At 64.1% G+C, this 26,420-nt stretch carries 21 protein-coding genes; 8 read left to right on the top strand and 13 right to left on the bottom strand.

Annotated elements, in window-relative coordinates:
• The first annotated feature begins 514 nt into the window (after positions 1–514).
• The gene (locus tag GE253_RS16190) at positions 515–1,438 is read left to right on the top strand and encodes an alpha/beta hydrolase (protein WP_153205177.1); all 924 of its coding nucleotides are present in this window, start codon (positions 515–517) and stop codon (positions 1,436–1,438) included.
• A gap of 218 nt (positions 1,439–1,656) precedes the next feature.
• Here the strand turns inward: GE253_RS16190 and GE253_RS16185 are convergent, their stop codons facing one another.
• Together GE253_RS16185 and ndk are read right to left on the bottom strand one after the other, a co-directional pair.
• Positions 1,657–2,613 carry an NAD(P)-dependent oxidoreductase gene (locus tag GE253_RS16185; RefSeq protein WP_211101489.1) on the bottom strand — a complete coding sequence of 319 codons (957 nt, stop codon included), beginning with the start codon at positions 2,611–2,613 and terminating at the stop codon, positions 1,657–1,659.
• Positions 2,614–2,640: 27 nt separating this feature from the next.
• Positions 2,641–3,063: a nucleoside-diphosphate kinase gene (ndk, locus tag GE253_RS16180; protein WP_089286069.1), complete on the bottom strand. Its 423-nt coding sequence runs from the start codon at positions 3,061–3,063 to the stop codon at positions 2,641–2,643.
• A gap of 139 nt (positions 3,064–3,202) precedes the next feature.
• On the opposite strand from ndk, the gene GE253_RS16175 reads away from it, so the two are divergent.
• Together GE253_RS16175 and GE253_RS16170 are read left to right on the top strand one after the other, a co-directional pair.
• Positions 3,203–5,110 carry an ABC-F family ATP-binding cassette domain-containing protein gene (locus tag GE253_RS16175; protein ID WP_153205176.1) on the top strand — a complete coding sequence of 636 codons (1,908 nt, stop codon included), beginning with the start codon at positions 3,203–3,205 and terminating at the stop codon, positions 5,108–5,110.
• Positions 5,111–5,253: 143 nt separating this feature from the next.
• On the top strand, positions 5,254–5,853 hold the full coding sequence (locus GE253_RS16170) for a phospholipid methyltransferase (RefSeq protein WP_153205175.1): 600 nt from the start codon (positions 5,254–5,256) through the stop codon (positions 5,851–5,853).
• Between the two features lie 20 nt (positions 5,854–5,873).
• On the opposite strand, the gene GE253_RS16165 is transcribed toward GE253_RS16170, so the two are convergent.
• The 8 genes from GE253_RS16165 to def form a co-directional block, all read right to left on the bottom strand.
• The gene (locus tag GE253_RS16165; RefSeq protein ID WP_153205174.1) at positions 5,874–6,203 is read right to left on the bottom strand and encodes a hypothetical protein; all 330 of its coding nucleotides are present in this window, start codon (positions 6,201–6,203) and stop codon (positions 5,874–5,876) included.
• 73 nt (positions 6,204–6,276) lie between these two features.
• Positions 6,277–6,786 (bottom strand): DUF1993 domain-containing protein, encoded by a 510-nt coding sequence (locus GE253_RS16160; protein WP_153205173.1) that lies wholly within the window; start codon positions 6,784–6,786, stop codon positions 6,277–6,279.
• A gap of 77 nt (positions 6,787–6,863) precedes the next feature.
• A complete protein-coding gene (locus GE253_RS16155) occupies positions 6,864–7,766 on the bottom strand; it encodes a hypothetical protein (protein WP_153205172.1) in 903 nt (300 codons plus the stop codon).
• A 96-nt stretch (positions 7,767–7,862) separates the two neighbouring features.
• Positions 7,863–9,881 carry a penicillin-binding protein 1C gene (gene pbpC / locus GE253_RS16150; RefSeq protein WP_348770877.1) on the bottom strand — a complete coding sequence of 673 codons (2,019 nt, stop codon included), beginning with the start codon at positions 9,879–9,881 and terminating at the stop codon, positions 7,863–7,865.
• An 11-nt stretch (positions 9,882–9,892) separates the two neighbouring features.
• Positions 9,893–14,866 (bottom strand): alpha-2-macroglobulin, encoded by a 4,974-nt coding sequence (locus GE253_RS16145; RefSeq protein ID WP_153205171.1) that lies wholly within the window; start codon positions 14,864–14,866, stop codon positions 9,893–9,895.
• A 92-nt stretch (positions 14,867–14,958) separates the two neighbouring features.
• Complete coding sequence (locus GE253_RS16140) at positions 14,959–16,200, bottom strand: adenylate/guanylate cyclase domain-containing protein (RefSeq protein ID WP_247878689.1); 1,242 nt, start codon at positions 16,198–16,200, stop codon at positions 14,959–14,961.
• Positions 16,197–16,913, bottom strand: a complete 717-nt coding sequence (locus GE253_RS16135; protein ID WP_153205170.1) for a COQ9 family protein — start codon at positions 16,911–16,913, stop codon at positions 16,197–16,199. The genes GE253_RS16140 and GE253_RS16135 overlap by 4 nt, the downstream gene beginning before the upstream one ends.
• Positions 16,914–16,937: 24 nt before the next feature.
• Entirely contained in the window at positions 16,938–17,492 is a 555-nt protein-coding gene (gene def, locus GE253_RS16130) for a peptide deformylase (RefSeq protein WP_348770876.1), read from the bottom strand.
• Positions 17,493–17,703: 211 nt separating this feature from the next.
• On the opposite strand from def, the gene pstS reads away from it, so the two are divergent.
• From pstS to rpsU, 5 genes are all read left to right on the top strand, one after another.
• Entirely contained in the window at positions 17,704–18,759 is a 1,056-nt protein-coding gene (gene pstS, locus GE253_RS16125; protein ID WP_211101488.1) for a phosphate ABC transporter substrate-binding protein PstS, read from the top strand.
• 107 nt (positions 18,760–18,866) lie between these two features.
• Entirely contained in the window at positions 18,867–19,841 is a 975-nt protein-coding gene (gene pstC, locus GE253_RS16120) for a phosphate ABC transporter permease subunit PstC (RefSeq protein WP_089286059.1), read from the top strand.
• A 3-nt stretch (positions 19,842–19,844) separates the two neighbouring features.
• Positions 19,845–20,696 (top strand): phosphate ABC transporter permease PstA, encoded by an 852-nt coding sequence (gene pstA / locus GE253_RS16115; protein ID WP_153205169.1) that lies wholly within the window; start codon positions 19,845–19,847, stop codon positions 20,694–20,696.
• 20 nt (positions 20,697–20,716) lie between these two features.
• On the top strand, positions 20,717–21,502 hold the full coding sequence (gene pstB / locus GE253_RS16110) for a phosphate ABC transporter ATP-binding protein PstB (protein WP_153205226.1): 786 nt from the start codon (positions 20,717–20,719) through the stop codon (positions 21,500–21,502).
• 229 nt (positions 21,503–21,731) lie between these two features.
• Positions 21,732–21,935: a 30S ribosomal protein S21 gene (gene rpsU, locus GE253_RS16105; RefSeq protein WP_089286057.1), complete on the top strand. Its 204-nt coding sequence runs from the start codon at positions 21,732–21,734 to the stop codon at positions 21,933–21,935.
• Between the two features lie 300 nt (positions 21,936–22,235).
• Here rpsU and GE253_RS16100 read toward each other — a convergent pair whose 3' ends face one another.
• The 3 genes from GE253_RS16100 to GE253_RS16090 all read right to left on the bottom strand — a co-directional run bounded on the left by GE253_RS16100 (position 22,236) and on the right by GE253_RS16090 (position 26,234).
• Positions 22,236–24,542 (bottom strand): TonB-dependent receptor, encoded by a 2,307-nt coding sequence (locus GE253_RS16100; protein ID WP_153205168.1) that lies wholly within the window; start codon positions 24,540–24,542, stop codon positions 22,236–22,238.
• Positions 24,543–24,696: 154 nt separating this feature from the next.
• The gene (locus GE253_RS16095) at positions 24,697–25,077 is read right to left on the bottom strand and encodes an HNH endonuclease signature motif containing protein (protein WP_153205167.1); all 381 of its coding nucleotides are present in this window, start codon (positions 25,075–25,077) and stop codon (positions 24,697–24,699) included.
• A 44-nt stretch (positions 25,078–25,121) separates the two neighbouring features.
• Positions 25,122–26,234, bottom strand: a complete 1,113-nt coding sequence (locus GE253_RS16090) for a DUF3089 domain-containing protein (protein WP_173012673.1) — start codon at positions 26,232–26,234, stop codon at positions 25,122–25,124.
• Positions 26,235–26,420: the final 186 nt, after the last annotated feature.

The raw sequence follows: 26,420 nt of genomic DNA, 5'->3' as shown, positions 1-26,420 counted from the left end.
AAAAAATATTATTACATAATTTTAATTTATTAATTGTCTAGATAATTTTTGTAATTTCAGTGTTTTACACACTTTTATTTTCAGTATCGCCTTCACCCATGCTGCGGCCGGGGTTCAGAATGACAAGCGCCTTGCCCTATGAACTGGACCCCGGTCCGCAGCATGGCTGACGGTGAGGATAGAGTCAGAGTCCGTTCGAAACTTTCTATTCTTTTCCAGTCACTTAATACTCAGTTGCCTTGAGCGCGCATGGGCCAGGCAGCATGACGGGAGCATTGATCAGGACCGTAGATCCCGATTAATGCCGGTTGATACAACAAGGCAGAAGGCGTTGAATTGGGAACCGCGCTTATCCATGATCATCGTGAGGCGTCCCCCTACGGGGCATCACCCACCGCCGCCGCCAATCCCCCGGACAACCCGGATGGCGTGACGCTGGATCGGAAACATTGCTGAAAAATCCCCTGCCCTGCTAATAAGATCAATACATACGGGCGGATGTTATTCGGAAACAATGATGCAGAGCCGGGCTGTCGCTTTTATGGGGCTTTTGTTGCTCACCACGGGGCTGGCAGCCTGCCGTCGGGCAGAAGACAATGTGACAGCCCAACAGCAGCAGGCGGCGGTGGCCGGCGTGCTGGCCGGCAGTTGCGAGGGCGTGCGCCCGCAGCCGGACAGTCTGGATGGCGCCTTCAGTGTCACCTATGCCCATCCCGGCAACCGGGATTTGCGGCTGCATATTTTCCAGCCGGCCGAAGATGCAGGGCCTGCCCCCCACCCGGCTATCCTGTTTTTCTTCGGCGGCAGCTGGCGGGTGGGGGAGATCACGGCTTTCCAAGAACAGGCCGATGCCTTCGTGGCGGCCGGATTCGCTGCCATCCTGGCCGATTACCGGGTGAAATGCCGGGATGGCAGCAACGCATTGCAATCGCTGAATGATGCGGAAGATGCCTATGAATGGCTGCGCCATCATGCCGCCAGCCTTGGCATTGATCCGAAAAGGCTGATCCTGGCGGGCGGGTCGGCCGGTGGGCATCTGGCCCTGGCCACGGCCCTGCAGGCGGATGAAGGGGAGAAGCCGGCCGCCCTGGTGCTGTTCAACCCGGTGGTTGATCTGGCCACGCCCGCCCCATTCTATCTGAAACCGCTGGCCTGGTGGATTTCACCCATCGCCATGGATGTGGGCGCCCTGCCCCCGACGCTGATTTTCCATGGCACCGCCGACAGTAAGGTACCCATCGCCAGCATCCGCCATTTCTGCGCCAATGCGCAGGCTGAGGGGCGCACCTGCCAGGTGATGGAATATGAAGGGGCCGACCATAGTTTCTATACCAGCCACGTTCCTGATCCCCGGCTGGGCACCTCCCCCCATGCGCATACGCTGGAAGCCGCCCTGGCGCTGGGGCAGGCTGTTGCCCAGGGAAGCCGCTGGCCATAAAGCAAAAAGCCCGCCGGGGAGATGCTCCCAGGCGGGCTTTTCACCAAAACACACCTTTCGTCAGGCTGAAATCAGCCGACGATCTCCGTGCCGGAAAAGAGGTAAACGATTTCGATCTCGGCGCTGTTCGGGCTGTTACAGAGCAAGGCGGGATAACCGGCACTTGGTATCACAGAGGAGAGCGGTTGCCGGGATCTTGGTATGAGCAATAACCCTGGTTACTCTGATGTAACATTTCCCTCTGCTCCGGGGGGAAGAACTTCCGAGCTGGCCCGATCCAGTTCTGCCAATACTTCATCCCACCGATAGCGGGGCGTCCAGCCCAATTCGCTGATGGCCTTGGCCGGATCATAAAGACGGTCAATCCGAAGCGGCAGCCGCCAACAGCGTTGGGAAAAAGCGGCTGCGAGATCAGGGGCCGCCTGGGTCAATACAGCAGCCGCGTCGCTGCCCAATGACGCCATATCCCCAGGTTCGAATATCGGCTGACCGGATATGATGTAACGCGCGACGTCAGTCCCGGTTCGATGCAAAGCCGCGACATGGGCGCTGGCCACGTCGCGTGCATCAATGCCCCGATGCAAACGATAAACCGCCATAATCGGTGCGCTTTCAGGAAAACATCGGGACATGCGCAGTATCGTGACTGTCAGCCCGCCATCTTGGGCCATTGCTGTTAAGGCTTCCTCCGCCTGCAACTTGCTGTGATGATAGATACTACGGGGTTGTGGCACCGTATTCTCATCAATCCACAGCGCCGGTCCTTTGCTCGGCACTGCGGAGCCGTAAAGGGCGGTGGTGCTGGTGAATATGAAGGGAGCTATGCCCCGTTGGCGAGCCGCTTCCGCAAGCGCAACCGTTGCATCCACATTGATGCGCCGAAAATGCTCGTCGGTCACCAACCCGACATGGGGGGCATGAAGGGCCGCCGTATGGATAACGGCCTGCACACCTGTCAACGCCTGTGCTACCAGCGTCGGATCGCCAACGTCCCCAACAAAGGCTGTGGTAGAGGCTGGTGCTCTGTCCAGTCCGACAGGACTGTACCCAGCCCGCACAAGGGCACACCAGATGGCCCTGCCGATGCGCCCGCTGCTTCCGGTAACCAATACCCGCATGTGCCCCTCCAAAAGCAAAAAGCCCGCCGGGGAGATGCTCCCCAGCGGGCTTTTCACCAAAACGCACCTTTCGTCAGGCTGAAATCAGCCGACGATCTCCGTGCCAGCGAAGAAATAGGCGATTTCGATCTTGGCGTTGTCCAGGCTGTCGGAGCCGTGAACGGAATTGGCCTCAATGCTCTCGGCGAAATCCTTGCGGATGGTGCCGGGGGCAGCGTTGGCCGGGTTCGTGGCGCCCATGATCTCACGGTTCTTGGCAACGGCGTCTTCGCCTTCCAGAACCTGCACCACCACCGGGCCGGAGATCATGAAGGACACCAGCTCGCCGAAGAAGGGGCGTTCGCGGTGAACGTCGTAGAACTGCTCGGCCTGCGCCTTCGACAGCTGAACGCGCTTCTGCGCAACGATACGCAGACCGTTTTCCTCGAAGCGGGCATTGATCTTGCCGGTGAGGTTGCGGCGGGTCGCGTCGGGCTTAATGATCGACAGCGTCCGTTCGACAGCCATGGGAATCTCCTGGGCCTAAGCGGTTAAACTTGGGCGGCCTTATACCGATGTATAGGTCACCCTACAATGTCCAATCTGTGAGAGCATATATGCGTGCCGCTTCTGCACAGGGCGCGCCTGTGGTAAAGCCCACCCCATCATGCTGCAGATCACCGACCTCACCTATCGTATCGCCGGCCGGCTTTTGCTGGAAGGCGCCAGCGTCACCATTCCCGCCGGCCACCGCGTGGCCCTGGTGGGCCGCAACGGCACGGGCAAATCCACCCTGCTGCGCCTGATCGCTGGCGAAGTCCATGCTGATGCCGGCTCCATCTTCCTGCCCTCGGGCCTGAAAATGGGCTGGGTGCGGCAGGAGGCACCGGCGGGGTCGACGACGTTGATTGAGGCGGTGCTGGCCGCCGATACCGAGCGCACCGCCCTGCTGGCCGAAGCCGAAACCGCCACCGACCCGGAGCGGATTGGCGAGATTCACGCGCGGCTGGCCGATATCGGCGCGCATTCCGCCGAATCACGAGCCGCCCGCATCCTGTCCGGCCTGGGTTTCAATGCAGAGGCGCAGCAGCGCCCCTGTTCGGATTTCTCCGGCGGCTGGCGGATGCGCGTGGCGCTGGCCGGCGTGCTGTTCACCGAACCCGACCTGCTGCTGCTGGACGAACCGACCAACCATCTGGATCTGGAAGCCACCCTGTGGCTGGAGGAGTACCTTAAGAACTATCCGCACACGATGCTGATCGTCAGCCATGATCGCGGCCTGCTGAACAAGGTGCCGACCACCATCGTGCATCTGGACCAGTTGAAGCTGACCTCCTATGGCGGCAATTACGACACGTTCGTGCAGGTCCGCACCATGCGGATGGAACAAGCCAGGTCAATGGCCGCCAAGCAGGAGGCGCAGCGCGCGCATCTGCAATCCTTCGTCGACCGGTTCCGGGCCAAGGCCAGCAAGGCCACCCAGGCGCAAAGCAAGCTGAAGGCCATCGAACGGCTGGGGCCACGCATCCAGGTGATCGACGACACGCCGGTCAATTTCAATTTCCCCTCGCCGGAGGAACTGGCCCCGCCGCTGATCCGGCTGGATAATGCGGTGGCCGGCTATGGCGACAAGGCCATTCTGAAGCGGCTAAATCTGCGCATTGACGGGGATGACCGCATCGCTCTGCTGGGCGCCAATGGCAATGGCAAATCCACCCTGGTGAAGCTGTTGTCCGGGCGCATGGCACCGCTGTCGGGCGAGGTGTTCCGGTCGGGCAAGCTGCGCGTCGGCTATTTCGCCCAGCACCAGTCCGATGAGTTGAACCTGGGCTGGACGGCCCTGCAGCAGATGCAGGCGGTGATGCCGCCGGGCACCCTGGAAGGGCAGGCGCGGTCGCATCTGGGCCGATTCGGCTTCACCCAGCCCAAGGCGGACACCAAAATCTCCGGCCTGTCGGGCGGGGAGAAGGCCAAGCTGCTGCTGGCCATGATGACGCGCGACGCGCCGCATATCCTGATGCTGGACGAGCCGACCAACCATCTGGATATCGACAGCCGCGAGGCGCTGGTGGAGGCGCTGAACGAGTATGAAGGGGCCGTCATCGTCATCAGCCACGATCCGCATCTGGTGGAACTGACGGCGGATCGGCTGTGGCTGGTCAATGAAGGCACCTGCCAGCCGTTCGAGGGCGATCTGGAGGATTATAAGCGCCTGTTGTTGGAGAAGAGCCGGGCGGAGCGGGCGGCCGAGAAAAGCGCCGGGGTGACCGCGGTGGCCCCGGCGCGCGACCGCAAGGATGAACGCCGTGCTGCCGCCGAACTGCGCCAGCAACTGGCCCCCCTGCGCCGCAAGATCGAAGATATCGACAAGCGCATGGCCAAGCTGACCAAGCGCAAGACGGAACTGGAGGCCAAGCTGGCCGACCCGAAACTGTATGAAGGCCCGTCCGACAAGGTGACCAAGATCCAGATCGAACTGGGCACCGTGACAGCGGAGCTGGAAGAGGCGGAAATGGAATGGCTGGATCTGTCTGAACAGATGGAAAAAGCCATGGCCGAAGGATTGGCGGGTTGAGACAAAAAGGGGGCACGCACAGCCGGCGATCGCCGGGATGTGTTGCCCCTTCAAGATAACGCACAGCCTTGTCATTGCATTGCGACAGGGCACATGCCATGTGTGCTGTCCAAACGGTTCAACCACGAGGGTTCAGACCCGAAATGCCGCTAGACCGCGCCGAGGCAGCCGCCCCGCCCAAGGAGCCGAACGCCGCCTGGCTGTTTTTCAAGCGCTGGATGGCGCGGCCGCTGCAAATGGCCTCCATCACGCCATCCTCGCCGCAGCTTTCCCGGCTGATTGCCAGCGAGGCTGTGTTCGGCCCGGATGAGGTGGTGGTGGAATTTGGCGGCGGCACCGGGGCCATCACCCGCGCCCTGCTGGAACATGGCGTGCCGGCCAACCGGCTCTACACGGTGGAGCGTGACCCGGAACTGGCCCCTTATCTGCGCCGCCACTTTCCGACGGTGAACATCCTGGAAGGCGATGTGGTGGATGTGCGCAAGATGCTGCCGCCGCATCTGGTGGGCAAGGTGGGCAGCGTCATCTGCGGCATCCCGATGATCCTGATCCCCACAGAGGGGCAGCGCGCCATCGTGGACGAGATTTTCGCCATCATGCCCAAGGGAAGGCGCTTTTACGCCTATACCTATTCCGCCCGCTCCCCCCTGAAGCGCAAGGAACTGGGCATCCAGGGCGAGCGGGTGGGCTTCACCATCGCCAATGTACCGCCGGCCAGCGTCTGGGGTTATTGGCGGGATTGAGGAAGACCGGTGGAGGCCGTTCAGCGCTGGCGGTGCCGCAATGCCGCCAGCCCAAAGGGGCGACCCAGCAACCGCGCCCAGATGCTCCATCCCGTCAGCGCGGTGCCCAGCACCAGCAACAACGACAGGCCCGCCACCTCCCCCGCCCTCTGCGCACTGGCGGCGGCGGCAAGCGCGAAGGCCACAGCCAGAACGCCCGACAGTTTGGACGTGAAGTAAAGGGCGCTGTGCCAGGGGGCACGGGCCAGCATGTCAGGCTGTTTGGCCGCCTTCAGCAACAAGGGCAGCGGCAGCAATTTCAAGGCGGCGAACACCAGCGTCATCGCGGTGAAGAAATCCGCTATATCCATCAATTCGCTCCACCACCGATGAGACCAGCGACGAGCAGCGTATATTGCCGCCCGTCGCTGACGACCTTCCCCCTCAGCCCAGCGGGCCGATGAAGTCACGCTTGCCAATCGCCAGCCCCTGCTGACGCAGCAGATCATAGGCGGTGGTGAGGTGGAAATAGAAGTTGGGCAGGGCGAAACCCAGCAGATAGGTCTGGGCCGTGAACGGAATTTCCCCGTTGGGCAGCTTCAGCACAATCGTCCGCCCGGCATCATCGGAAATGTCCGCCGGCTGCACCGTGTCCAGAAAGGCGATGGTGCGGGCAATGCGCTGGCGCAGCTCGCCCAGAGTCTGTTCTTCATCCGCCATGGCAGGGGCGGCGATGCCAGCCAAGCGGGCCACGGCGCCCTTGGCACTGTCGCTGACCATCTGCACCTGACGGGTAAAGGGGTGCATGTCCGGGGAAATGCGGGCATTCAGCAGCGTGGCGGCATCGATGCCGGTTTCGGCCACATGGGCTTCCGCCTTGGCCAGCAGATTATCCAGCACCAGCAGCCCCCGGCGCAGGGCAGGCACGGAGGCTTCATAGAAGGACAGGCTCATAGGGGGGATTCCTCAATAGGATGAAGTTGTAAAGCCCGGATGATGCCCGTTGTCCGTGGGGCGCAATGTGGCCGCCATCACTCCCCCGGCGGTGACGCGGAGACAATGCCCCGCTTGACCAGCTCGTCCATCAACCGGAGATAATCGCGGACGCGATCATCGCGTTGATGCCACAGATCGCTGCTGGGAACCGCGCGCAACAATTGACAGGCCTGGATCGCAGCCTCCCGGTCATCCTGCCCCGGCAAGGGGCGTAAATGAGGGGTGGCTGCATCCCGAAACGCATCGACGATCGGGGCTGGCGCGGGTGGGCCATCGCGCAGCCAGCTTTCCGCCATCTGAAAGCGATCCAGCAACATCAAGGCGATCATGTAATCCGATGCTGATTGGAGGCTGGGCTCGCCATTCTTGTAAATGCCGATCATCGGCATGAAAGGGGCCAGCCCCGGCAGCGCGTGGTTGGCGTAAATTTTCATCTGCCAATAATTATCGGCTGTGCGAATGAAATGGTCGATATCGCGGATCGCCACCAATCCGGATTCGGCCATCGGCAATATCTCAACCTTCGGCTTGGTGGGGGTGACGGTGTCGTTGGAGACATCGACATAGAGATCACCGAACTGCATGGCGTTCTGAAAATAAGACTCGCGCAGCACCCCCCAGATGCTGCGCACCTTACCCCCCGCCGTCACAAAGGCGCGGATGGCCGCGAGACCGGCATGGGTGGGGTTGTTGATTCGCTTGTTCAGTTCGTCAACCACCATATTGCTGATTTCCAGGCAGCAGCCAAGCGGATAGGGCTTGCCGAAACGCATGGGAAAGCGTTGGGACAAAACCGGATCGATCTCCGCGCGCAGCCCCATCAGATATTCATAGATCGCGTCCTGCGCCGGCAGCAGATGCTGCCGTGTCAGGGCCGCCTGTTCCGGTGAGGCCGATATCGGCTGCTGCGGCAATATGATCTTGTCACGATCCATCATCACCCCCCCTGTCCCACCGCCCTAATCCGCCAGCGAAGCGAGGGAGTTCCCATGTTTCAGCGCAACAGGCAAGGCGGGATCAAGGGGGCCGGGCCATTACTCCCCCGGCAGACGCACACGGATGGCGGCACTGGCCCGTTGGCCCGCCGCATCCATCACGGTCAGGCGGGAGAAGCCGGCACCCAACGGCTGCCAGAACCGGCTGTCATCGGGCAACGGCACATTGTCCGCCACCCAGCGGTAAGGCGGGCGGCCCCCGGATGCCGACAGCGACACACCGTCGGCCAGCGCCTCCACCTCCGCGCCATCGGGCGGGAACAGGATGCGCAGCGGTTCGGTGCGGGTATTCGCCGCCATCCCGCCGCTATCCAACCGGGTCAATGCCGGCGGCGGCGGGTTGCGGAACAGGGCGTGATCCGGGTTGGGCAGCGGCCTGCCCGGCCCGTCCGGGGGCAGCAGGTCGAACACCCGGAACATGATGGGGGCGGCGGCCTGTCGCCCCGCCGCACCGGGCCGGGGCGCGCCATCGGCCCGGCCCACCCAGACGGCCACCGTGTAATCATTGGACACACCCACCGTCCAGGCATCGCGGAAGCCGAAGGACGTGCCGGTCTTGAATGCCACGCGCCGCCGGGCGATCCCCGCCCCACCGGCCAGCCCGTCCGGCATGGGGCTGTCACGCAACACCGCCAGTACCGCACGCGCCGCATCCGCCCCCACCAGCCGGCCCACAGGCGTCGGGGCTGGCTGGTCGGCGCGCAGGCGCAACGGCCGGGCAACGCCATCATCGGCCAAGGCGGCATAAAGCATGGCCAGATCGCCCAGCCGGATACCCACCCCGCCGAGTGCCAGCGGCAAGCCGGGTTCAGCGGCAGGCGGCAGGGCCAGTTCGGCACCGGACAGGCGCAGCAATGCGGCCAGCCGCCCCGGCCCCACCCGTTCCAGCACCCGCACGGCGGGGATGTTCAGGGAACGCTGCAACGCCTCCCGCGCCGTCACCACGCCATGGAAGCCATCATCGAAATTGTTCGGCAGCCAGTCGCCGAACCGCTGCGGGGTATCGTCGATCAAGGTGCCGGGATGCAGTGACAGATCATCAAAGGCCACGGCATAAATGAAGGGTTTCAGCGCCGATCCGGGGGAGCGGACGGCGCGCGACAGGTCCAACTGGCGCTGTTTCCAATCACCGCTGCCGATCTGCGCCAGCACGCTGGCATCCTCATTGTCCAGCACCAGCACGGCAAGGTCGCCGCCCTTTTCCAACCGCGCCAGTTCCGCCCGCCCCACCCCTTCCAGGGCGCGCTGCAGGTCGCTGTGCAGGGTGCTGCGGATGCGGGCACCGCCCGGCTGATCCGCCGCCAGCTTTTCCGCCAGATGCGGGGCCAGCATGGGCAAGGGCAGCATTGAGGATGGCAGCGGTTCGGCCTTGGCGGCATCGGCCACATCGGTGGCAATCAGGCCTGCGGCCACGGCGCGGTCCAGCACCTTGGCCCGCGCCGCCTGGGCCGCTGCCGGAAAACGGTCGGGCCGCAGCCGTTCGGGCGATTGCGGCAGGGCCACCAGCAACGCCGCCTGGGCCGGGGTCAATTGCCCCGGCTCCCGCCCGAACCAGGCAAGGCTGGCCGCGCGCACCCCTTCCAACGGCCCGCCAAAGGGGGCGAGTGTCAGATAGATCGACAGCACCCCATCGGCACCCAGCCGCCGGCGCAACTGTAACGCCCGCCCCGCCTCCGCCAGTTTGGCCCCCAGGGTGCGCGGGCTGGGGGACAGCAGGCGGGCCGCCTGCATGGACAGGGTGGAGGCACCAGAAATCACCCGCCCATGCCGCACCACCTGCGCCCCCGCCCGCACAATGGCCAGCGGGTCGACACCGGGATGCCAGCCATAGCGGCGATCCTCCACCGCCACCAGCATGGCGCGATAGAGCGGGTCCACCTGATCGGGATTGGTGGTCAGCCGCCACGCCCCCTCATTCGTGGGAAAGGGGCGCAGCAAGCGGCCCTCATGATCCAGTATCTCCACCGACCGACTGTCCCAGCGGGACAGGTCGGGCGGCAAGGCCAGATCGGTGGCGAGCAGCCCCAGCGCGAGCACACCCGCTGACGCTATCGCCACCCGCCTTTTCTTCACTCCGCAATCTCCAGCCGTCCCATCGCCGTGCGGGCCTTGATCTTAGGCAGGTACATATGTTCGGCCACAACCGCCGGCACGGCATAGGAACCGGGGGTGACCGCCCGCACCGCATAGGCGATGCGGAAGCCCCATCTGCCATTCAACCGCACCCCGTTGGGGCCGGGTGTCGTCTCATTATCCTCATATGTCGGCAGAGAGATGGCGGCGACGAAACGGTCGTCGCGGCCCTCGGCGATGTTGGTGGAGGATATCCGCCCCAGCCAGCCATAGCCGGCCTGTTCCGGTCGGATCACGCCTTCCACCTCCAACCCGGCGGGCAGCAGGTCCAGCAGAGCATAATCGCCGCTGGCCATCGCCTCTCCGGCATCGCCTTCCAGCACCACGATGATGCGGTCATTCTGCTTCACCTGCGACAGGTCCAGCGCCTCCCCACTCATGGAGAAGAAGGATTTGCTGACACTGATGCCCGAGGCCTGGGCCGGCACCGGTTCCACCGGCACGCCTTCCACCGACAAGGTGCGGTAAAGCCCCGTCTCCCCCTGATTGGCAACCACCAGCCCGGTGCGCAGCCGTTCCAGCGACACCGGCAGGGAAACCGGGTCACCGGCACCGGCCGGCTTGCCATCCACTGTCACCGCCAGCTTGGCATTCTTGCCGGCCAGGGCAGAGGCGGCGCGCAGCATCCAGGCCTTTTCCTGGGTGTTGGTCTCCTCCGCCCGCGTGTCGAACAACTGGGCCGTGTCCAGCAGGGCCGGCACGGCCGCCCCCCGTCCATCCAGCGCCAGCAGGGAGGCGATGGCATAGGTATCGCGCAGCCGGCTGCCATAGGCATCGGTACGGGCCGGCAGGTTGGCCTTCTTGCCGGTGCGGCGGGCCTGTTCCAGCGCCTGCTGGTCGGCCTCCGCCCTGGCTGCCCACTGCGCCAACTGCTTGCGGGCGGTGTCAAACGCCTGTCCGGCGCGGGCCCGTTCGCCCACGGCATCCAGGGCGGCGGCCAGATGGGCCGAGGCCAGGGCCTGATCCGGCATCCGGCTGTCATGGAAATAACGCAGGTCGCCGGCATTGGCCTGCCCCTTGCGGGCCAGCACCCAGGCGGCATAGGCCTGAACCGCCGTCGGATAGGATCGGGTGGTGGCCGCGGTCAGCCATTGCCGACCCAGCGCCAGCGCATCGCCCGGCACCACGTAGCCCTGATCAGCGGCCAGATTGAGGAAATCCAGCGCGAAGACGGAGAGCCACGGGTTGGCCGCATCACCATACTGGCCCCACATGCGGAAACCGCCTTCGGGATCCTGCATGGTCAGCACCCGGTCGATAGCATCCTGGATACGGTCACCAATGGCCTTGTCCTGCTTCCTGTCTGTCAACAAGGCCAGATCATTGAACCAGAGCAGCGGCATGGCGCGGCTGACCGTCTGTTCCAGACAGCCGAACGGGTAACGGTCCAGCCAGCGCAACATGCCCGGCACATCCATGCCCTGCCAGCGGGAGATGGAGAGCGCCACCTTTTCCGTCCCCGGCACCAACCCCTCCAACAGGTCAGGCGGCAGGTTGGAAACCTCCCCCGGTGCCAGAGTGGCCACCATTTCCCGCGTCACCGGCAATTGCGGCGGGCGGACCTGGATGGGCCAGCTCCGCTGCACCTGGAAGCCGCCCGGCCCACTGACGGCCAGCGTCACCGTCCCGATGCCGGCTGTGGTGCCCGTCAGCGGCACGGTGAAGACCTGCCGCTGGCCGGCAGCCAGATCGATCTCCCGCGTCTCCTGCCCACCGGAAACGGCATCCTTGGCGGTGATGGTCAGGCGATAGGGGCCCGGCTGGCCTTCCACATTATGCAGCAGCACCGTCGCCCGCCCCTGGTCGGCCGGCGACAGGAAGCGCGGCAGGATCAATTCCGCCACCACCGGGTCACGCACGGTCAGGCGTTTTTCGGCCGAGCCCAGCTTGGTCGCATCCCAGGCCACGGCCATCAGGCGCAATTCCCCCTGGAAATCGGGGATATCCAGCGGAATCAGGGCCTTGCCATCGCCATCCAGCGCCACGATGCCGGAGAACAGGGCCACCGTGCGGGTGGGCACCACATCCAGCCCCTTGCCGCCGAACCCGTCGCCGCCCTGGTCATCGCCCTGGCCTTGGGCGCGGATCAACCGGCCATAATCATCGCGCATGGACACGCCCAGTTCGCGCTTGGCCAGATAATAATCCTGCGGCTTGGGCGTGGGGAAACGGGTCAGTTGCAAAATGCCCTGATCCACCGCCGCCAGGGTCATATAAGCCGACTTGCCGGCCCCTTTCACCGTCACCGGCACCTGGATGGTCTGGCGCGGCAGGATCTTGTCCGGTGCGCCGATGGCCACATCCAGGGTGCGGCGCGCCGGGTCCAGCCCCAGCCAGGCCACCCCCACGGCGCGCACCGGCGCATGGCCCAGCTCCGCCGTCAGCGGACGGTAGAGCGTGACCAGGGCATAGGCACCCGGCCCCCAATCGGCACCGATGGGGATTTCCACGTCGGTGCCACCCGCCGGGACGCTGACGCTGCGGGTTTCGTGCACGGTTTCATTGGCGATGACGATCAGCGCCTCGCCTGCCGCCTCGCTGTCAATCCGCAGCCGCGCTGTGTCGCCGGGCTTGTAGCCGGCACGGTCGGCGGCCAGCTTCAGCCGGTCGGGCCGGTCCGGCCCGCTTTCGCCGTACCAGCCGCTGTAGAAATTATAGGCGGTTGCCGCCCCATTGGCATCATCAGTGACAATCAGGCGATAGCTGCCCCAACTGACATTCTGCGCCACGCTGGCGGGCTGGTCCGTGCCGATATCGAGGGCGCCACTGGCAATCACCCTTTCACGCGGCACGCGCTGATATTTCCATGTGCCGCCACTGCGGAACCATTGCCAGGTGGAGGTATCCTTGACCAGCCGCCAGGACAGGCCCTTGGCCGGCACAATCGTGCCCGCCTCATCCACCGCGATAATATCGAAGCCGGCTTCGGCCCCTTCTGGCACCGTATCCTGGAACCGGGGGCGGATGCCGATGCTGACCGGCGTCACCGGCACCGGCACATAAACCTGCTCCGACGTGGCGCGCCCACCCGGTTCACGGATGGCGACGGAAATCGCCGCGCGCAGCGGCTGGGTGCCCAGCGGGCCAGCGGGCAGCGTGCCGGTGACCTGCGTGTCACCCTTTTCATCGGTATTGTCGATGGACAGGTCTACCGGCTCCACATCAAACCGGTCGGCTTGGATGCCCCAGGTGAAGCCCTTATGGGCCGGGAAGGGGGCCGGGTCCGGCTCCAGCGTCAGGCGCGCTTCACCGGCCAGATCGGCACCGGGCGCGCCATAAAGGAAGCGGGCATTGACATTCAGGCTCAGGTCACCGCCCAGGGCCAGCCGTTCCGGCTTGTTATTGATGGCAAGCGCCAGCCGTTGGGGCACGAAATCCTGCACCTGGAAGCGCACGGACCCCACCGCCGGCCCTTCCGGATCGGCATGGGCGGTGGCTTCCCACTGGCCCCGGCTGGCACTGACCGGCAGCACCACGGACAGGCTGCCCGCCGCCCCGCCCTTGTCGGCCAGATCGAAACGCTGATGTTCCTTGCCGTCGGGACGGCGGATGCGAACGGTCAGGTGCCGGCCCGGCAGGGCCATCGCCTCCCGGTCGCGCAGCAAGGCGGTCAATTGCACCGTCTCGCCAGGGCGATAAATACCGCGTTCGGTATAAAGAAAGGCATCAACGGCGGCGGACGGGCGGCGGCCTTCCACACCCCGGTCGGACAGGTCGAAGCCGGGACGGCGCAAATCCAGGAAATTGAAATCGCCATCATTCTGATAGGCCATGACCATGACGGGGGCCATGCCGCCTTCACCGCGCAGCAGCCCGGCATCAAAGCGTACCATGCCCTTGGCATCAGTCCGCGCCTCCCCCAGCACCTCATTATTGCGGGCGATCAGGGACAGGCGCACGCCGGCCAGCGGCTTGGCGCTGCCCAGCGACCGGACGGAGAGCGTCAACCCATCATCACCGCGAAAGCTGGTCAGTCCCAGATCGGACTGCACCACCCATTGCCCCGCCTGCGGGCGATAGCTGTCGGAGTAATAATATTCATCCTCGCCGTCATTACGCGGCGCATCGGGATTGCGGGCGGTCAGCAGATAGGCGCCGGGTTCGCGGCTGCCGATGGCATCGGCGAGCGGAAACAAGGTGGTGACGGCGGCATTGCGCGGCCCCTTGACCGGGATTTCCCCCTGCCAGATCAGCTTGCCCGTATCCTCCTCCACCTCACGCGCGGCATAGGGATAGAAGGTGCGTTCATCGACGAAATCCTGCCGCATCCGGGCCAGCATCCGGTCGCCGACGCGGTAGAGCTTCACCTCCAGCCGGTCGACATTGACGGTGGTGATGGGCAGGCCATCGCCCATTTCGCGCGGCAGGATGAAGCCCTGGCCCAGCGCCACCGCCGGCGCGCGGTCGGACAGGCTGACGGTGACATTCTGATCATCGGCCAGTTTGGCCCCATCAGCCGCCGGCAGGCCGGCGCGCAAGGTCACCTCATGCTCCGCCCCAAAGGCCAGACCGGAGAGGCAGAGCTTCGGCCCCTCCACCCGGAAACCGGCCGTCACCCCCTCCGGCAGTTGCACATAATCGGCATAATTGACGGCACGGGTGCTGTTCAGGGGGCGGTTGAATACCAGGCAGGCCTCCGCCACCGCATTGGCGGATTCGGTGGACAGGCGGGCGAAACGGAAAGCGGGGGAATCGGGTGCCGGCTGGCTGGTGACGGTCAGCGGCCGCGAATCGGGTCCGGTGGTTTTCGCCGGTTCAGCGGGCGATGCGGCAGGGGGTGGGTTAGTCCCGGTGGCCACCACGCCCCCCCGTTCCCCTGCCGATCCCAGCCAATGGGCAACGCCCCAGCCGGCCAAACTCAACAGAATGACCGTGATGGCCGCCAGGGCCATCTGCATCAAGGACCGCATGTTTTCCCATCCCCCGCTTAAGCGTGACAACAGAGTGCCAAGCCCATTGTGGCGACACAACGGTCAGTGGTGCAAACGAAGGAGGTAATTCTTCAGATAAGAGTAGGATCGAGCGTGAAAAGCTCCTGCGCCCGACCGACGCCGCGCAGGGCATAGCGCCCGACAGAGACCAGCCGTGCCCGCGCCTCGGGCGGGCTGCTGGCGGCAAAGGCATCGGATGTCACCAGCGACCGGTCCACCGACCGGCACATGGAGACGATGCGCGCCACCTCATTCACCGCCGGGCCGACAACGGTGAAATCCAACCGGTCCTGCCCGCCGATATTGCCATAGAAGACATCGCCGATATGCAGGCCCAGATAGATATCCGTCACCGGCTGGCCTGCCGCCGTACGGCGCTGCTTCAACTCCCGCAGGCGGACGCGCAGATCGGCCCAGGCATCCAGGGCGGCGCGGCAGGCATCGGCCGGATCGTCCGCCTTGAAAATGGCCAGCGTGCCATCGCCGATCAGCTTCAGCACATCCCCGCCGGCATTATGGATGGCAGAGACGGTGACATCGGCATAATCATTCAGCAACGGGATAATGGCGTCCGGGGCAGCGCTGTCGGAAATGCGGGTATAGCCGCGCAGGTCGGAAAACCAGAGCACGGCATTGATGCGATCCGCCACCCCGCGCGAAATCCGCCCCGACAGCACGCGCTGACCGGCATCGCGGCCCAGGTAAACTTGAGTCAGCGTGCCGGCGATGCGGGCCAGCGACAGGGTTTTCAGGGACAGGGCCAGCAGCGGCATCAGCCGGCGCAGCGCCGCCTGCTCGCCGGCGCTGAACCCGTCCGTCTGCCGTGTCAGGCAATAGGAATAGACGCAATCCATCCCGCCCATCACCCCATCGGGGGCGAAATGGTGGATGAAGGCCAGGCAATCGGTGGAGCCGGTGGCCTGCATATCCTCCATATGCGAATAGTCGGGCAGGTCCGGCCCGATCAGCGGGCAGCGCAGTTCCGACAGCGACCGGTTCAGCATGTCCTGAAACATGCTGCGGCGCCATTTCTCCGCCAGTTCCCCGTCGGTGGTGGGGCCATATTCGATCAGCCCCTCTTCCTCCACCCCATCATCGCGCCAGCGAAAGGCGCGGCCCTCAAAGATCGGGTGCAGCGTGTCGATGATGGCCACAGAACGACTGACCGCCACGCCAGCCGCACAGAGACGCTGACTGAAGCCTTCCAGCAGGGCCATTTCCGTCAGGCCCGTCAGCCCGGCGGAAACCAGCCAGCCGGCCAGCGCCTCCAGTGCCGCCGCATCGGGTTCCTGTCTTTCCGAATACCCGTTCAATGGCTGAACGCGCCGCGCAGGTGGCGCATGAAACGGGCCGGTGAGGGCAGATGCACCAGCAGGTCGCCGGCCTTGCCGGTGCTGCCCTTTACCTTGGCGATGCCTTGGCCCACCCGCATCACATCGGCAATGCGGCGGTCCAGGAAGGCCCAGGTATCGACATGGCCTTCTGAGGCATCATCCAGCCAGTAAAGGGCGGTGGAGCTGACCACGCCGGAGAGCAGCAGCCGCTTGGTGTAGAAATTGAAATCGTTGGACTGGTCGCCCACCGCCTTCCACACCACATCCACTGTGGCATAGAGCAGGCGGGGTGCGATGGTCAGACCATGGGGCATGGCCAGCAGGGCGGCGGCGCGGCGCAGCGCCTCCTTATGGGGCGTCAGAATCTCCAGCCGGGTACGCACGGCCAGCGCCACGCGCTGGCGCACCTTCAAGGCCGACAGGTCGGTGGCGGCCAGCTTTGCCGCCATCTGCCGGTTGGCCCAGTCGGCCAGATGGGCCACCACCTGCAGGGGCCCCTCGGGGAAGCTGGCTTCGGCCTCCCGCGGGTCGAACCCGGCCTGTTCGGCCCCCCGGCGCATGGCGGCCGGTCCCCAGCCGTCAAAGGCCACATCGGGCAGCATGGCCAGCAGGATGGCATCCCGGCGGGCCTGCAATTCGGCCGTAACACCCGCCAGCGGGGAGGATGCGCCTGTCGTTTCGCTATCGGTCATGGCATTCGGCTCCAGCACGGGGGACTAGCCCTTCAAGGCATCTGCCGTGAAATGGGCCATTTCCTCGGTAAAGGTCAACTTGCCCAGATCGGGCATCCGATCCAGATAGAGCACACCATCCAAGTGATCCAGCTCATGTTGGATGACGCGGGCATGGGTGCCCGTCGCCTCCCGCTCCACCAGATCGCCATCCAGATCATAGCCCCGATAGCGGATTCGGGCATGGCGTGGCACAATGCCGCGCAGCCCGGGGATGGAGAGACACCCCTCCCAACCCAGCTTTTTTTCATCTGTCAGGGCAACGAATTCCGGGTTGATCAGCACCTGATTGCCCAGCGCCGTGTCGCCATCGGCCCCACTGGCCCGCTCCGCCGGCACGCGGAAAACGATGATGCGCTGGCTGATATCCACCTGCGGGGCGGCCAGCCCGATGCCGGGGGCCGCCAGCATGGTGTCGATCATGTCCCCCGCAAGCCACTGGATTTCCTCTGGAAAAGGCAGGCCTGGCCGCACCGGCAGCGCCAGCGCAGGGCGGCGCAAGGTGGGATGCCCCATGCGGATGATCGGCAGGACGGCCACGATGCAGGCTCCAGCATTAAGGGGAAGGGGGAGATGGGCGGGGGCCGATTGTGCCCCGCCACCGCCCGCCGCGCAAGCTGCCGACAGGGTCGAAAACGCCGCTGCCAAGTGACAATCACATTAAAGAATGTTTAGGCAAAGGTCACCGAAAGGAAACATTGCGGTCCTACATGAAGCCCTGTTCCCCCTTGTTTCATCCTGGAGAATTTCCATGGGCATCATGTCGCGTTTCCTGGCGGCGCCGGTCCTGGCGGCGCTGGTCGGGTTCGGCATTGCCGGGGTTGCCCCCGCCGCCGATATCAGCGGTGCGGGCGCCACCTTCCCCTATCCCGTCTATGCCAAATGGGCCGACAGCTACAAAAAGGAGACGGGGACCGGTCTGAATTACCAGTCCATCGGTTCCGGTGGTGGGATCAAGCAGATCAAGGCCAAGACCGTGACCTTCGGCGCCTCCGACGCCCCCCTGAAAGAGGAGGAGCTGAAACAGGATGCGCTGGTGCAATGGCCGATGATCATGGGCGGTGCCGTGCCGGCCATCAATGTCCCGGGGCTGAACCCCGGTGAACTGACCCTGGATGGCCCGACGCTGGCCCGTATGTATCTGGGTGAGATCACCAAATGGAACGATCCGGCCATCGCCGCCCTGAACAAGGGTGTGAAGCTGCCCAGCACCGCCATCGCCGTGGTTTACCGTTCCGATGGGTCGGGCACCAATTTCCTGTTCACCAATTACCTGTCCAAGGTGAGCAAGGATTTTGAAGGCAAGGTCGGGGCTGCCGCCTCTGTGCAATGGCCGACCGGCATCGGTGCCAAGGGCAATGAAGGTGTCGCCAATATGGTCAAACAGACCGCCGGCGCCATCGGTTATGTGGAATATGCCTATGTGAAGCAGAACCACATGAACTATGCCGGGCTGATCAATGCCGCCGGCAAGAAGGTGCAGCCGGATGCCAAGAGCTTCCAGGCCGCCGCCGCCAATGCCGACTGGGCCCATACGCCGGGCTATGCCGTCATCCTGACCAACCAGCCCGGTGCCGAGAGCTGGCCGATCACCGGTGCCAGCTTCATCCTGATGCACGAGAAGGTGGAAGACCCGGCCGCCGCTGCCGAGGCGCTGAAATTCTTCGACTGGGCCTACAAGAAGGGCGGCAAGGAGGCTGAGGCGCTGGATTATGTGCCGATGCCCGCCAGCGTCGCCGACATGGTGCGCAAGACCTGGGCCGCGCATATCAAGGATGCCAATGGCAAGCCGGTCCATGCCGGCTAAGCCGCTGTTGCGGACATCTTGATTGCATAGGGTTTTCGGGGGTGAGCCGCTGCCACGGCTCACCCCCGGCCTTGTTTTCACCCCAATGACAGCGGGGAGCGGCAGCGATGGCCGATCTGATCATTGCCGAGCCGGCAGCGACCCTGTCCCGTGCAGGACGCTATCAACGCCAGGATCGGTATTTCCAATGGCTGACAGGCGGTTTCGCCCTGTTCGTACTGTTGCTGCTGGGCGGCATCGTGCTGTCCATTCTGGATGGGGCCTGGCCGGCCCTGCGCCAGTTCGGCTTCGGCTTTCTGGTGACGGAGACCTGGAACCCGGTGACGGAGAAGTTCGGGGCACTGGCGCCGATCTTCGGCACCCTGGTCACCTCCATCATCGCCATGCTGGTGGGGGTGCCGCTGGGTTTCGGCATCGCCCTGTTCCTGACTGAACGCTGCCCGCCGGTGCTGAAACGCCCGCTGGGCATTGCGGTGGAACTGCTGGCCGGCATCCCCTCCATCATCTATGGCATCTGGGGCCTGTTCGTGCTGGCGCCCTTTCTGCAACACCATGTGCAGCCCTTTCTGATCGATACGCTGGGGGAATTGCCCTGGATCGGGGCACTTTTCCAGGGGCCGCCCTATGGCATCGGCGTGCTGACGGCGGGGCTGATCCTGGGCATCATGGTGCTGCCCTTCATCACCGCCATCACCCGCGACGTGTTCGACACCGTGCCGCCCCTGCTGCGCGAAAGCGCCTATGGGCTGGGCTGCACCACCTGGGAGGTGGTGTGGAACGTCGTGCTGCCCTATACGCGGGCCGGTGTGGTCGGCGGCATCATGCTGGGCCTGGGCCGGGCGCTGGGGGAGACGATGGCCGTCACCTTCGTCATCGGCAATGCCCACCGGATTTCCGGGTCGCTGCTGGCCCCCGGCACCACCATTTCCGCCGCCATCGCCAATGAATTTACCGAGGCGACGGGGGATCTCTATACCTCTTCCCTGATCGCGCTGGGCTTGCTGCTGTTCGTCATCACCTTTGGCGTGTTGACGGCGGCCCGGCTGATGCTGCGGCATCTGGAACGCCGGCGAGGGGCCTGAGCCATGCAACACAACACGCTCTATCTGCGCCGCCGCATCATCAATACCGTGATGATGGGGCTGTCGCTGGCGGCTACCCTGATCGGGCTGGTCTGGCTGCTGCTGATCCTGGGGATGCTGGTGGTCAAGGGCGGCAGCGCCCTCAACCTGGCCCTGTTCACCCAGATGACACCGCCGCCGGGATCGGCCGACGGTGGCCTGCTGAATGCCATTTTCGGCAGCCTGGCCATGAGCCTGATGGCTATGCTGATCGGCCTGCCGGTGGGTCTGCTGGCCGGCACCTGGCTGGCCGAATATGGCCGGAAGCAACCCCTGGCGGAACTGGTCCGCTTCGTTAATGACGTGCTGCTGAGCGCGCCCAGCATCATCATCGGCCTGTTCATCTATGAAGTGCTGGTCATGCGCATGGGCCATTTCTCCGCCTGGGCCGGTGCCTGTGCCCTGGCGGTGATCGTGGTGCCGGTAGTGGTGCGCACCACGGAGGATATGCTGCGGCTGGTGCCGGACACGATCCGGGAGGCCGCCGCCGCCCTGGGCGCGCCGCGCTGGAAGGTGATCACCCTGATCTCCTACCGCGCGGCGCGCTCGGGGCTGGTGACGGGCGGGCTGCTGGCCTTTGCCCGTATCAGCGGGGAGACGGCCCCGCTGCTGTTCACCGCGCTGAACAACCAGTTCTGGTCCACCGACCTGAACGCCCCCCTGGCCAATCTGCCCGTCACCATCTTCCAGTTCGCGCTCAGCCCCTATGAGGGCTGGCAGCAGCTGGCCTGGGCCGGGTCGCTGCTGATCACCATCGTTATTCTGGCCCTGAACATTCTCGCCCGCGTGCTGTCCGCCGGTGGAAAGGGAAAATGATGCAACAGACAAGCCTGCAGATGGCGCCCCCCGCCATGGCCACGGATGCCACCAGCGCCAAGGTCAGCATCCGCCGCCTGAACTTCCATTACGGTAGCTTCCATGCGCTGAGGGATATCAATCTGGACCTGCGGGAACGGGAGGTGACGGCCTTTATCGGCGCGTCCGGTTCCGGCAAATCCACCCTGCTGCGGGTGCTGAACCGTATCTATGATCTTTATCCCGGACAGCGGGCGGAGGGGGAGGTGCTGCTGGACGGGCAGAATATCCTGTCGCCCCGGCAAGACCCCAACCTGCTGCGCGCGCGGGTGGGCATGGTGTTCCAGAAGCCCACGCCCTTCCCCATGACCATCCATGACAATATCGCCTTCGGCATCAAACTCTATGAACGGCTGGGCCGGACGGAGCTGGAAGCGCGAGTGGAACAGGCATTGCGCGATGCCGCCCTGTGGGACGAGGTGAAGGACAAATTGCAGCAATCCGGCCTGTCGCTCTCAGGCGGGCAGCAGCAGCGGCTGTGCATTGCGCGCGCCATCGCCACCCGCCCCGCCGTGCTGCTGCTGGATGAGCCGACCAGCGCCCTGGACCCGATCTCCACCGCCAAATGCGAGGAGCTGATTGACCAGTTGAAGGACCGCTATACCATCGCCATCGTCACCCATAACATGCAGCAGGCCACGCGAATCAGCGACTGGACCGCCTTCATGCATCTGGGCGAATTGGTGGAATTCGGCGATACGGAGCAGGTTTTCACCCGGCCGCGGGAAAGCCGGACGGAGGATTACGTCACCGGTCGCTTCGGCTGACCCTCAGAAAACCGGCTTTCACCCCCCGCATGTCGGCCATTCCGCATGAATCTGACGGGGAACCGCCGCAAGCCCTTCACAAGTGCTGCGGGCATGTGTATAACCCCGCCGACTGGATCGGGCGATGGCACGACCTGAAAGGGTTCCCATTGCCGTTTCTTTCTATGATCAACCCTATCGCGTGACGCCGGCTTGCCGGATGAGCGCATCCATTGGAGTGGAAAGTCCCGTGCAAGTTCTGGTTCGTGATAACAACGTCGATCAGGCCCTGCGCGCGCTGAAGAAGAAGATGCAGCGTGAGGGCATCTTCCGCGAAATGAAGCTGCGCCGCAATTACGAGAAGCCGTCAGAGAAGCGCGCCCGCGAGAAGGCTGAAGCCATCCGCCGTTCGCGCAAGCTGCTGCGCAAGCGTCTGGAGCGCGAGGGCTACTAATAGCCCTTGCGGGTTCCGCCCGCTTGAATTCGTAGCGAAATTATTCGCATACGGGATTGATCGCCGCCCAGGAATTTTCCGGGGCGGCTTTTGGTCTTTGTGGGGCGGGTGTATCGATTGGGGCGGAAGAGCGGTTGGCTGATCCTCATTCCCCCACCGTCACCCCGGCGAAGGCCGGGGTCCAGGGTCACAGGCTTATCGCTCTACGAACTGGACCCCGGCCGCAGCATGGGTGACGGAAGAAGAATCAGGGATGGAGGCTGAGGGGGCGGCAACGTCACCGTCTCCACCCCTCCCCGCTCAGAACTTCACGGCAAAACTCACCCCCCATTCGCGGGGGCGGCCGTAACTCACCTCTGCCAAGCCGAACGCGGCACTGGCATTGCCGGAGACGAAATAGCGCCGGTCGGTCAGGTTGGTGACAAAGGCCGCCGCCGTCCAGCCATCATCGGCCGAGGTGTAGGTCAGCCGGGCATTGGCGATGCCATAGCCGTCCTGGGCGATCAGGGCGGTATTGGCGACGTCATTATAGAATTTGCTGTAGGCGGACAGGTCACCACGCAGGGCCAGTGAACTGTCATCGGGCAGGATATAGGTATATTGCACCCCGGTGGAGACGGTCCATTTCGGCGTCTTCACGAACTTGGCGTCCTTGGTGATGGGCAGAATCTGGGTCGGCCCCAGGCCGGACCCGACCTCATCATAAGAGGCATCGGTGTAACCGACAGCCAGATCGAAATCCAACCCCTTGGCCGGGCGCGCCCTGACCTCCAGCTCAGCCCCCTTGATGGTGCCCTTGGCGGCATTGGCAACGAAGTTGCGCGGGGTCTGGTTCACCGTCAGCTGGATATTGTCATATTTTGACAGATAGGCGGCGGCGTTCAGAATCAGCCGGTTATCAAACCAGCCGGTCTTGGCGCCGGCCTCATAGGTCCAGATGGTTTCCGGCTCATACTGCGTCACCTCTGAGGCATCGACCAGCGGGCGGGCATTGAACCCGCCGCTCTTGAAGCCCTTGCCGGCGGAGGCATAGAGCAGCACATCCTTGGTCGCCTTGTATTCCAGCCCCGCTTTGGGCGTGAAGGCGTTCCACTTACTGGAACGCTGCACGTCGGTGAAGATCACATTGTCGCGCTGGCGCTGGTTGAAGACGGAAATCCATTTCTTGTCGCGGTTCCAGCGGGCACCCAACGTGACGCTCAATTCATCGGTCAGCTTCACATTGCCCTGGCCAAAGGCAGCATAGGAGCTGTTGTCGATATCATTGCGAATCCGGGTGGCCGGCGACAGGGGCGGCCCCAGCGGCGGCCAGAGGCCCATGGCCAGATCGGCCCGCGCCTTGTCGCTGCCTTCCTCCTTGAAGTAATAGAGCCCGCCCACCCAGGTGACGCGGCCATCAAAACTGTCACCACTGAGCTGAAGTTCCTGGCTGAACTGCCATTGGTCATCATCATTGTAGGTTTCGCGGTACACGAAGGGCGTGTTGTCACCATCGCGGCCGAACACGGCCGCCAGCTTGCGATAGGCGGTGATGCTCTTGATCTCCGCCCCGCCAACATCCCAGCTCAGCGTGCCGGCCACGCCCCAGAGGTCCAGATCATTGACATTGGGGCCGGTGCCCCAATTGGTGAAGGGGCTGTCGGTGACAAAGGAACCGTTCAGCGTGGGCTGGCCATTGGGCGCCACCACCCCGCGTGACGGGGCCACCAACTGGTTATAATTGGTCAGGAACGGCACCCCGGTCAGGCCCGGCGCCGGGGCCACGGCCAGCAGCTTGTTCGGCGCGGAATGTTCGCGCGCGCGGGTCACATCGCCAACGATATGAAAGGTAACATTCTCCGCCAGTTCGGCCTGCATCTGCAGCCGGGCGCTGTCGGCATTGCGGTTGCCCATATCCTGCCCATCCGACAACCGCTTGGCATAGCCGTCACGGTTGAGGGAGGAGGCGGAAATCCGGGTCAGCAGCTTGCCATCGGCCAGCGGCACATTCAGCGTGCCCTTGGCATCGAACCGGTTGAAGCGGCCACCCGTCAGTTCCACCCGGCCGCCGAAATCCGCCGTCGGGCGCTGGGTATTGATCAGCACGGCACCGCCGATGGTGTTCTTGCCGAACAGCGTGCCCTGTGGCCCGCGCAGCACCTCCACGCTTTGCAGATCGACCGCATCCATGATGCCGCCGATGGAGCGGGCATAATAAACCCCGTCCACATAGAAGCCGACGCCCGGATCGCTGAAAATGGCAAAGTCATTCTGGCCGATACCGCGAATGAAGACGGTGGCATTATAATTGCCGCCGGACAAGGCGGCCGCCCCATCGAAACGGATATTGGGGGTAAATTTGGCAATGTTATCCAGCGTATCGACATTACGCGATTCCAACGCCTCTGCCGTGAAGGCGGTGACGGCCACCGGTGTGGCCTGAATGGATTCCGACCGGCGGCGCGCGGTAACAACAATTTCATCCAGCGCCCCCTGATCGGCCTGCTGCGCGCCTACGGGGGCGGCGCTGGCCAGGGCCAAGCCCAGAATAATGGCTTTGCGGGATGTCATTGCAGACGCACGTGCGCCAACCCCCACCGGCAGGCGCCGATGTTGCCAACTGAACATGATGATCCTCCCTGGACCTTGTTTCTTAATTCAGGCCTCGGCGGACTGGCCTTTGCGGCCAGTCCGATATTTTTGCATAACCATCATGCTTCATTACTATTTACCCCGCAACGGGGGTTTCAGGCGACCCGATAGATCGCCCCATAAGTGTGGCTTATTTGTCCCGGTAGCGCTTGCCGGCCTTCACATGATCCTTGGCGCGGAAGGTGATGGCGGTGAATTCCGGCGGCTTGCGCGCCACCCAGCGGATGAAGTCGGCAATGTCGGGATGGGCACGCAGGGCTTCCAGCGTGTTGTATTGCCGCGCCAGTTCCTTTTCCGACAGTTCGGCGTGGATCTTGCGGTGGCAGACCCGGTGCAGCATCACCGTGTCGCGCCCGCCCTGGCTGCGTGGCAGCAGGTGATGGGCATCCACGCTGGGGCCATCCAGCATGGGCCGCCCGCACAGGCCACAGGGCCCAAGTTCTCGTGCCGCCGTGGCGGCACGGGGGCGGGGCAGCAGATCGGGCGGCGGCAGGGGCTTCAGGCGGTCCATGGGGCTGAATACTGGATCGCCCGGACCGCCCGTCAAGGGGAAGCTTATTTCTGCTTCAGGAACGTATCCACCCGCAGCTTCACATTGGCGCGGATATCGGCATAGAACAGGCCGTAATCATGATAATGCATGGACCCGCCGGGCAAAGGCTGCAGGTCCAGCGCCGCCGCCGGCTCCACAATCAATTCCCCCCGGTCACACCGCGCGGCCACGGCTTTGGCCTTCAAGGGCTGCAAGCCCCCCTCCCCCGGTGCGCCGGGCACGGCACCCAGCGCCTTGTCCGCCGGTGCCGCAGGCTGGTCGGCATCGAAGGTGATGGGATTGACGCAGAGAAGCTGCTTGCCGGCATCATCGCCATGGCGCTGCACATAGCGGCGTTCGGCCATGGGCAGGATTACGTCCAGATTGGCGGTCGGCAACAGCGCGTTCCAGGCCACCACGCAGTTGGTCTGTGCCGGCTTGGCGCAGATTTGCAGGTTCTTGTAAGTCTTGGGGAAATCGCCCACCGACAGGTTCACGCCGATAATATAGGCGGCCACCATGCGGCCCTTCAGCGGCGTGCCATCAATCCGGCTTTCCAGCAGCCGCATCAGGTGAAAGCTGCCCTGGCTGTGGCTGGCCAGGATGAAGGGGCGGCCATTATTATAATGGGTCAGGTAATAATCGAAGGCGCGTTCGACATCGCTGGTGGCCAGATCGAACGCCTTGCCACCATCGCCGTCCATGCTGGTGAAGGACAGGGTGGAACCCTGGCGGTAACGCGGGGCGAAAATCCGACAGCAGCCATTGAACACACCGGCCTGCCGGGCAATCACGCTGGCATCGGTCCAGTCATTGGCCGCCTTGTCGGCAATATCCTGGTTCCAGCGATCCTTGGAGCGATAGGTGGTGGGATGGACATAGAACACATCCACCACCGCATCCTTGGCCAGGGGTGTAGCTCCTGCCGGCAGGGCCGCCGCAGCCCCCAGCCCGCCCGGACCTGCGGCCCAGGCTTCCGCCTTGGCATAATCCGGCACCGGGGGCGGGGTCTGCTGGTCGAACGGTTGCACGGCATCGGCGGCAAGGGCCACGTGTGTGGCGGCACTGGCGGCAAACAGGCTGATCCCGGCGGCCAGCAGGCGGGCAAAGGCTTGGTTCATGACAATCCCCGGCATGATATTGCCCAGCCTTAACACGGGCGCGGCGCGGGTGCGCTTGCGCGGTGGGGTGGGCGACCATCAGGCGGTTGCCCCCGCCCCGACAAAAGTTGACACAAAATACACAATTCGACACACATCAATAAAAACTGATAATATTTACCCATCCACCAAATGGACAAGAAATATATCAAACCTTCATTT

Source organism: Niveispirillum sp. SYP-B3756 (assembly GCF_009495745.1).
GTDB lineage: Bacteria > Pseudomonadota > Alphaproteobacteria > Azospirillales > Azospirillaceae > Niveispirillum.
Note: the sequence above shows the minus strand (reverse complement) of the source record. Positions and strands in the feature narration are given on the sequence as shown.

Excerpts from the sequence above, each read along its gene's own strand:
- GE253_RS16190 (WP_153205177.1), top strand. The coding sequence starts at position 515 with ATGATGCAGAGCCGGGCTGTCGCTTTTATGGGGCTTTTGTTGCTCACC.
- ndk (WP_089286069.1), bottom strand. The coding sequence starts at position 3,063 with ATGGCTGTCGAACGGACGCTGTCGATCATTAAGCCCGACGCGACCCGC.
- GE253_RS16175 (WP_153205176.1), top strand. The coding sequence starts at position 3,203 with ATGCTGCAGATCACCGACCTCACCTATCGTATCGCCGGCCGGCTTTTG.
- GE253_RS16170 (WP_153205175.1), top strand. The coding sequence starts at position 5,254 with ATGCCGCTAGACCGCGCCGAGGCAGCCGCCCCGCCCAAGGAGCCGAAC.
- GE253_RS16165 (WP_153205174.1), bottom strand. The coding sequence starts at position 6,203 with ATGGATATAGCGGATTTCTTCACCGCGATGACGCTGGTGTTCGCCGCC.
- GE253_RS16160 (WP_153205173.1), bottom strand. The coding sequence starts at position 6,786 with ATGAGCCTGTCCTTCTATGAAGCCTCCGTGCCTGCCCTGCGCCGGGGG.
- GE253_RS16155 (WP_153205172.1), bottom strand. The coding sequence starts at position 7,766 with ATGATGGATCGTGACAAGATCATATTGCCGCAGCAGCCGATATCGGCC.
- GE253_RS16145 (WP_153205171.1), bottom strand. The coding sequence starts at position 14,866 with ATGCGGTCCTTGATGCAGATGGCCCTGGCGGCCATCACGGTCATTCTG.
- GE253_RS16135 (WP_153205170.1), bottom strand. The coding sequence starts at position 16,913 with ATGACCGATAGCGAAACGACAGGCGCATCCTCCCCGCTGGCGGGTGTT.
- pstS (WP_211101488.1), top strand. The coding sequence starts at position 17,704 with ATGGGCATCATGTCGCGTTTCCTGGCGGCGCCGGTCCTGGCGGCGCTG.
- pstC (WP_089286059.1), top strand. The coding sequence starts at position 18,867 with ATGGCCGATCTGATCATTGCCGAGCCGGCAGCGACCCTGTCCCGTGCA.
- pstA (WP_153205169.1), top strand. The coding sequence starts at position 19,845 with ATGCAACACAACACGCTCTATCTGCGCCGCCGCATCATCAATACCGTG.
- pstB (WP_153205226.1), top strand. The coding sequence starts at position 20,717 with ATGGCGCCCCCCGCCATGGCCACGGATGCCACCAGCGCCAAGGTCAGC.
- GE253_RS16100 (WP_153205168.1), bottom strand. The coding sequence starts at position 24,542 with ATGTTCAGTTGGCAACATCGGCGCCTGCCGGTGGGGGTTGGCGCACGT.
- GE253_RS16095 (WP_153205167.1), bottom strand. The coding sequence starts at position 25,077 with ATGGACCGCCTGAAGCCCCTGCCGCCGCCCGATCTGCTGCCCCGCCCC.
- GE253_RS16090 (WP_173012673.1), bottom strand. The coding sequence starts at position 26,234 with ATGCCGGGGATTGTCATGAACCAAGCCTTTGCCCGCCTGCTGGCCGCC.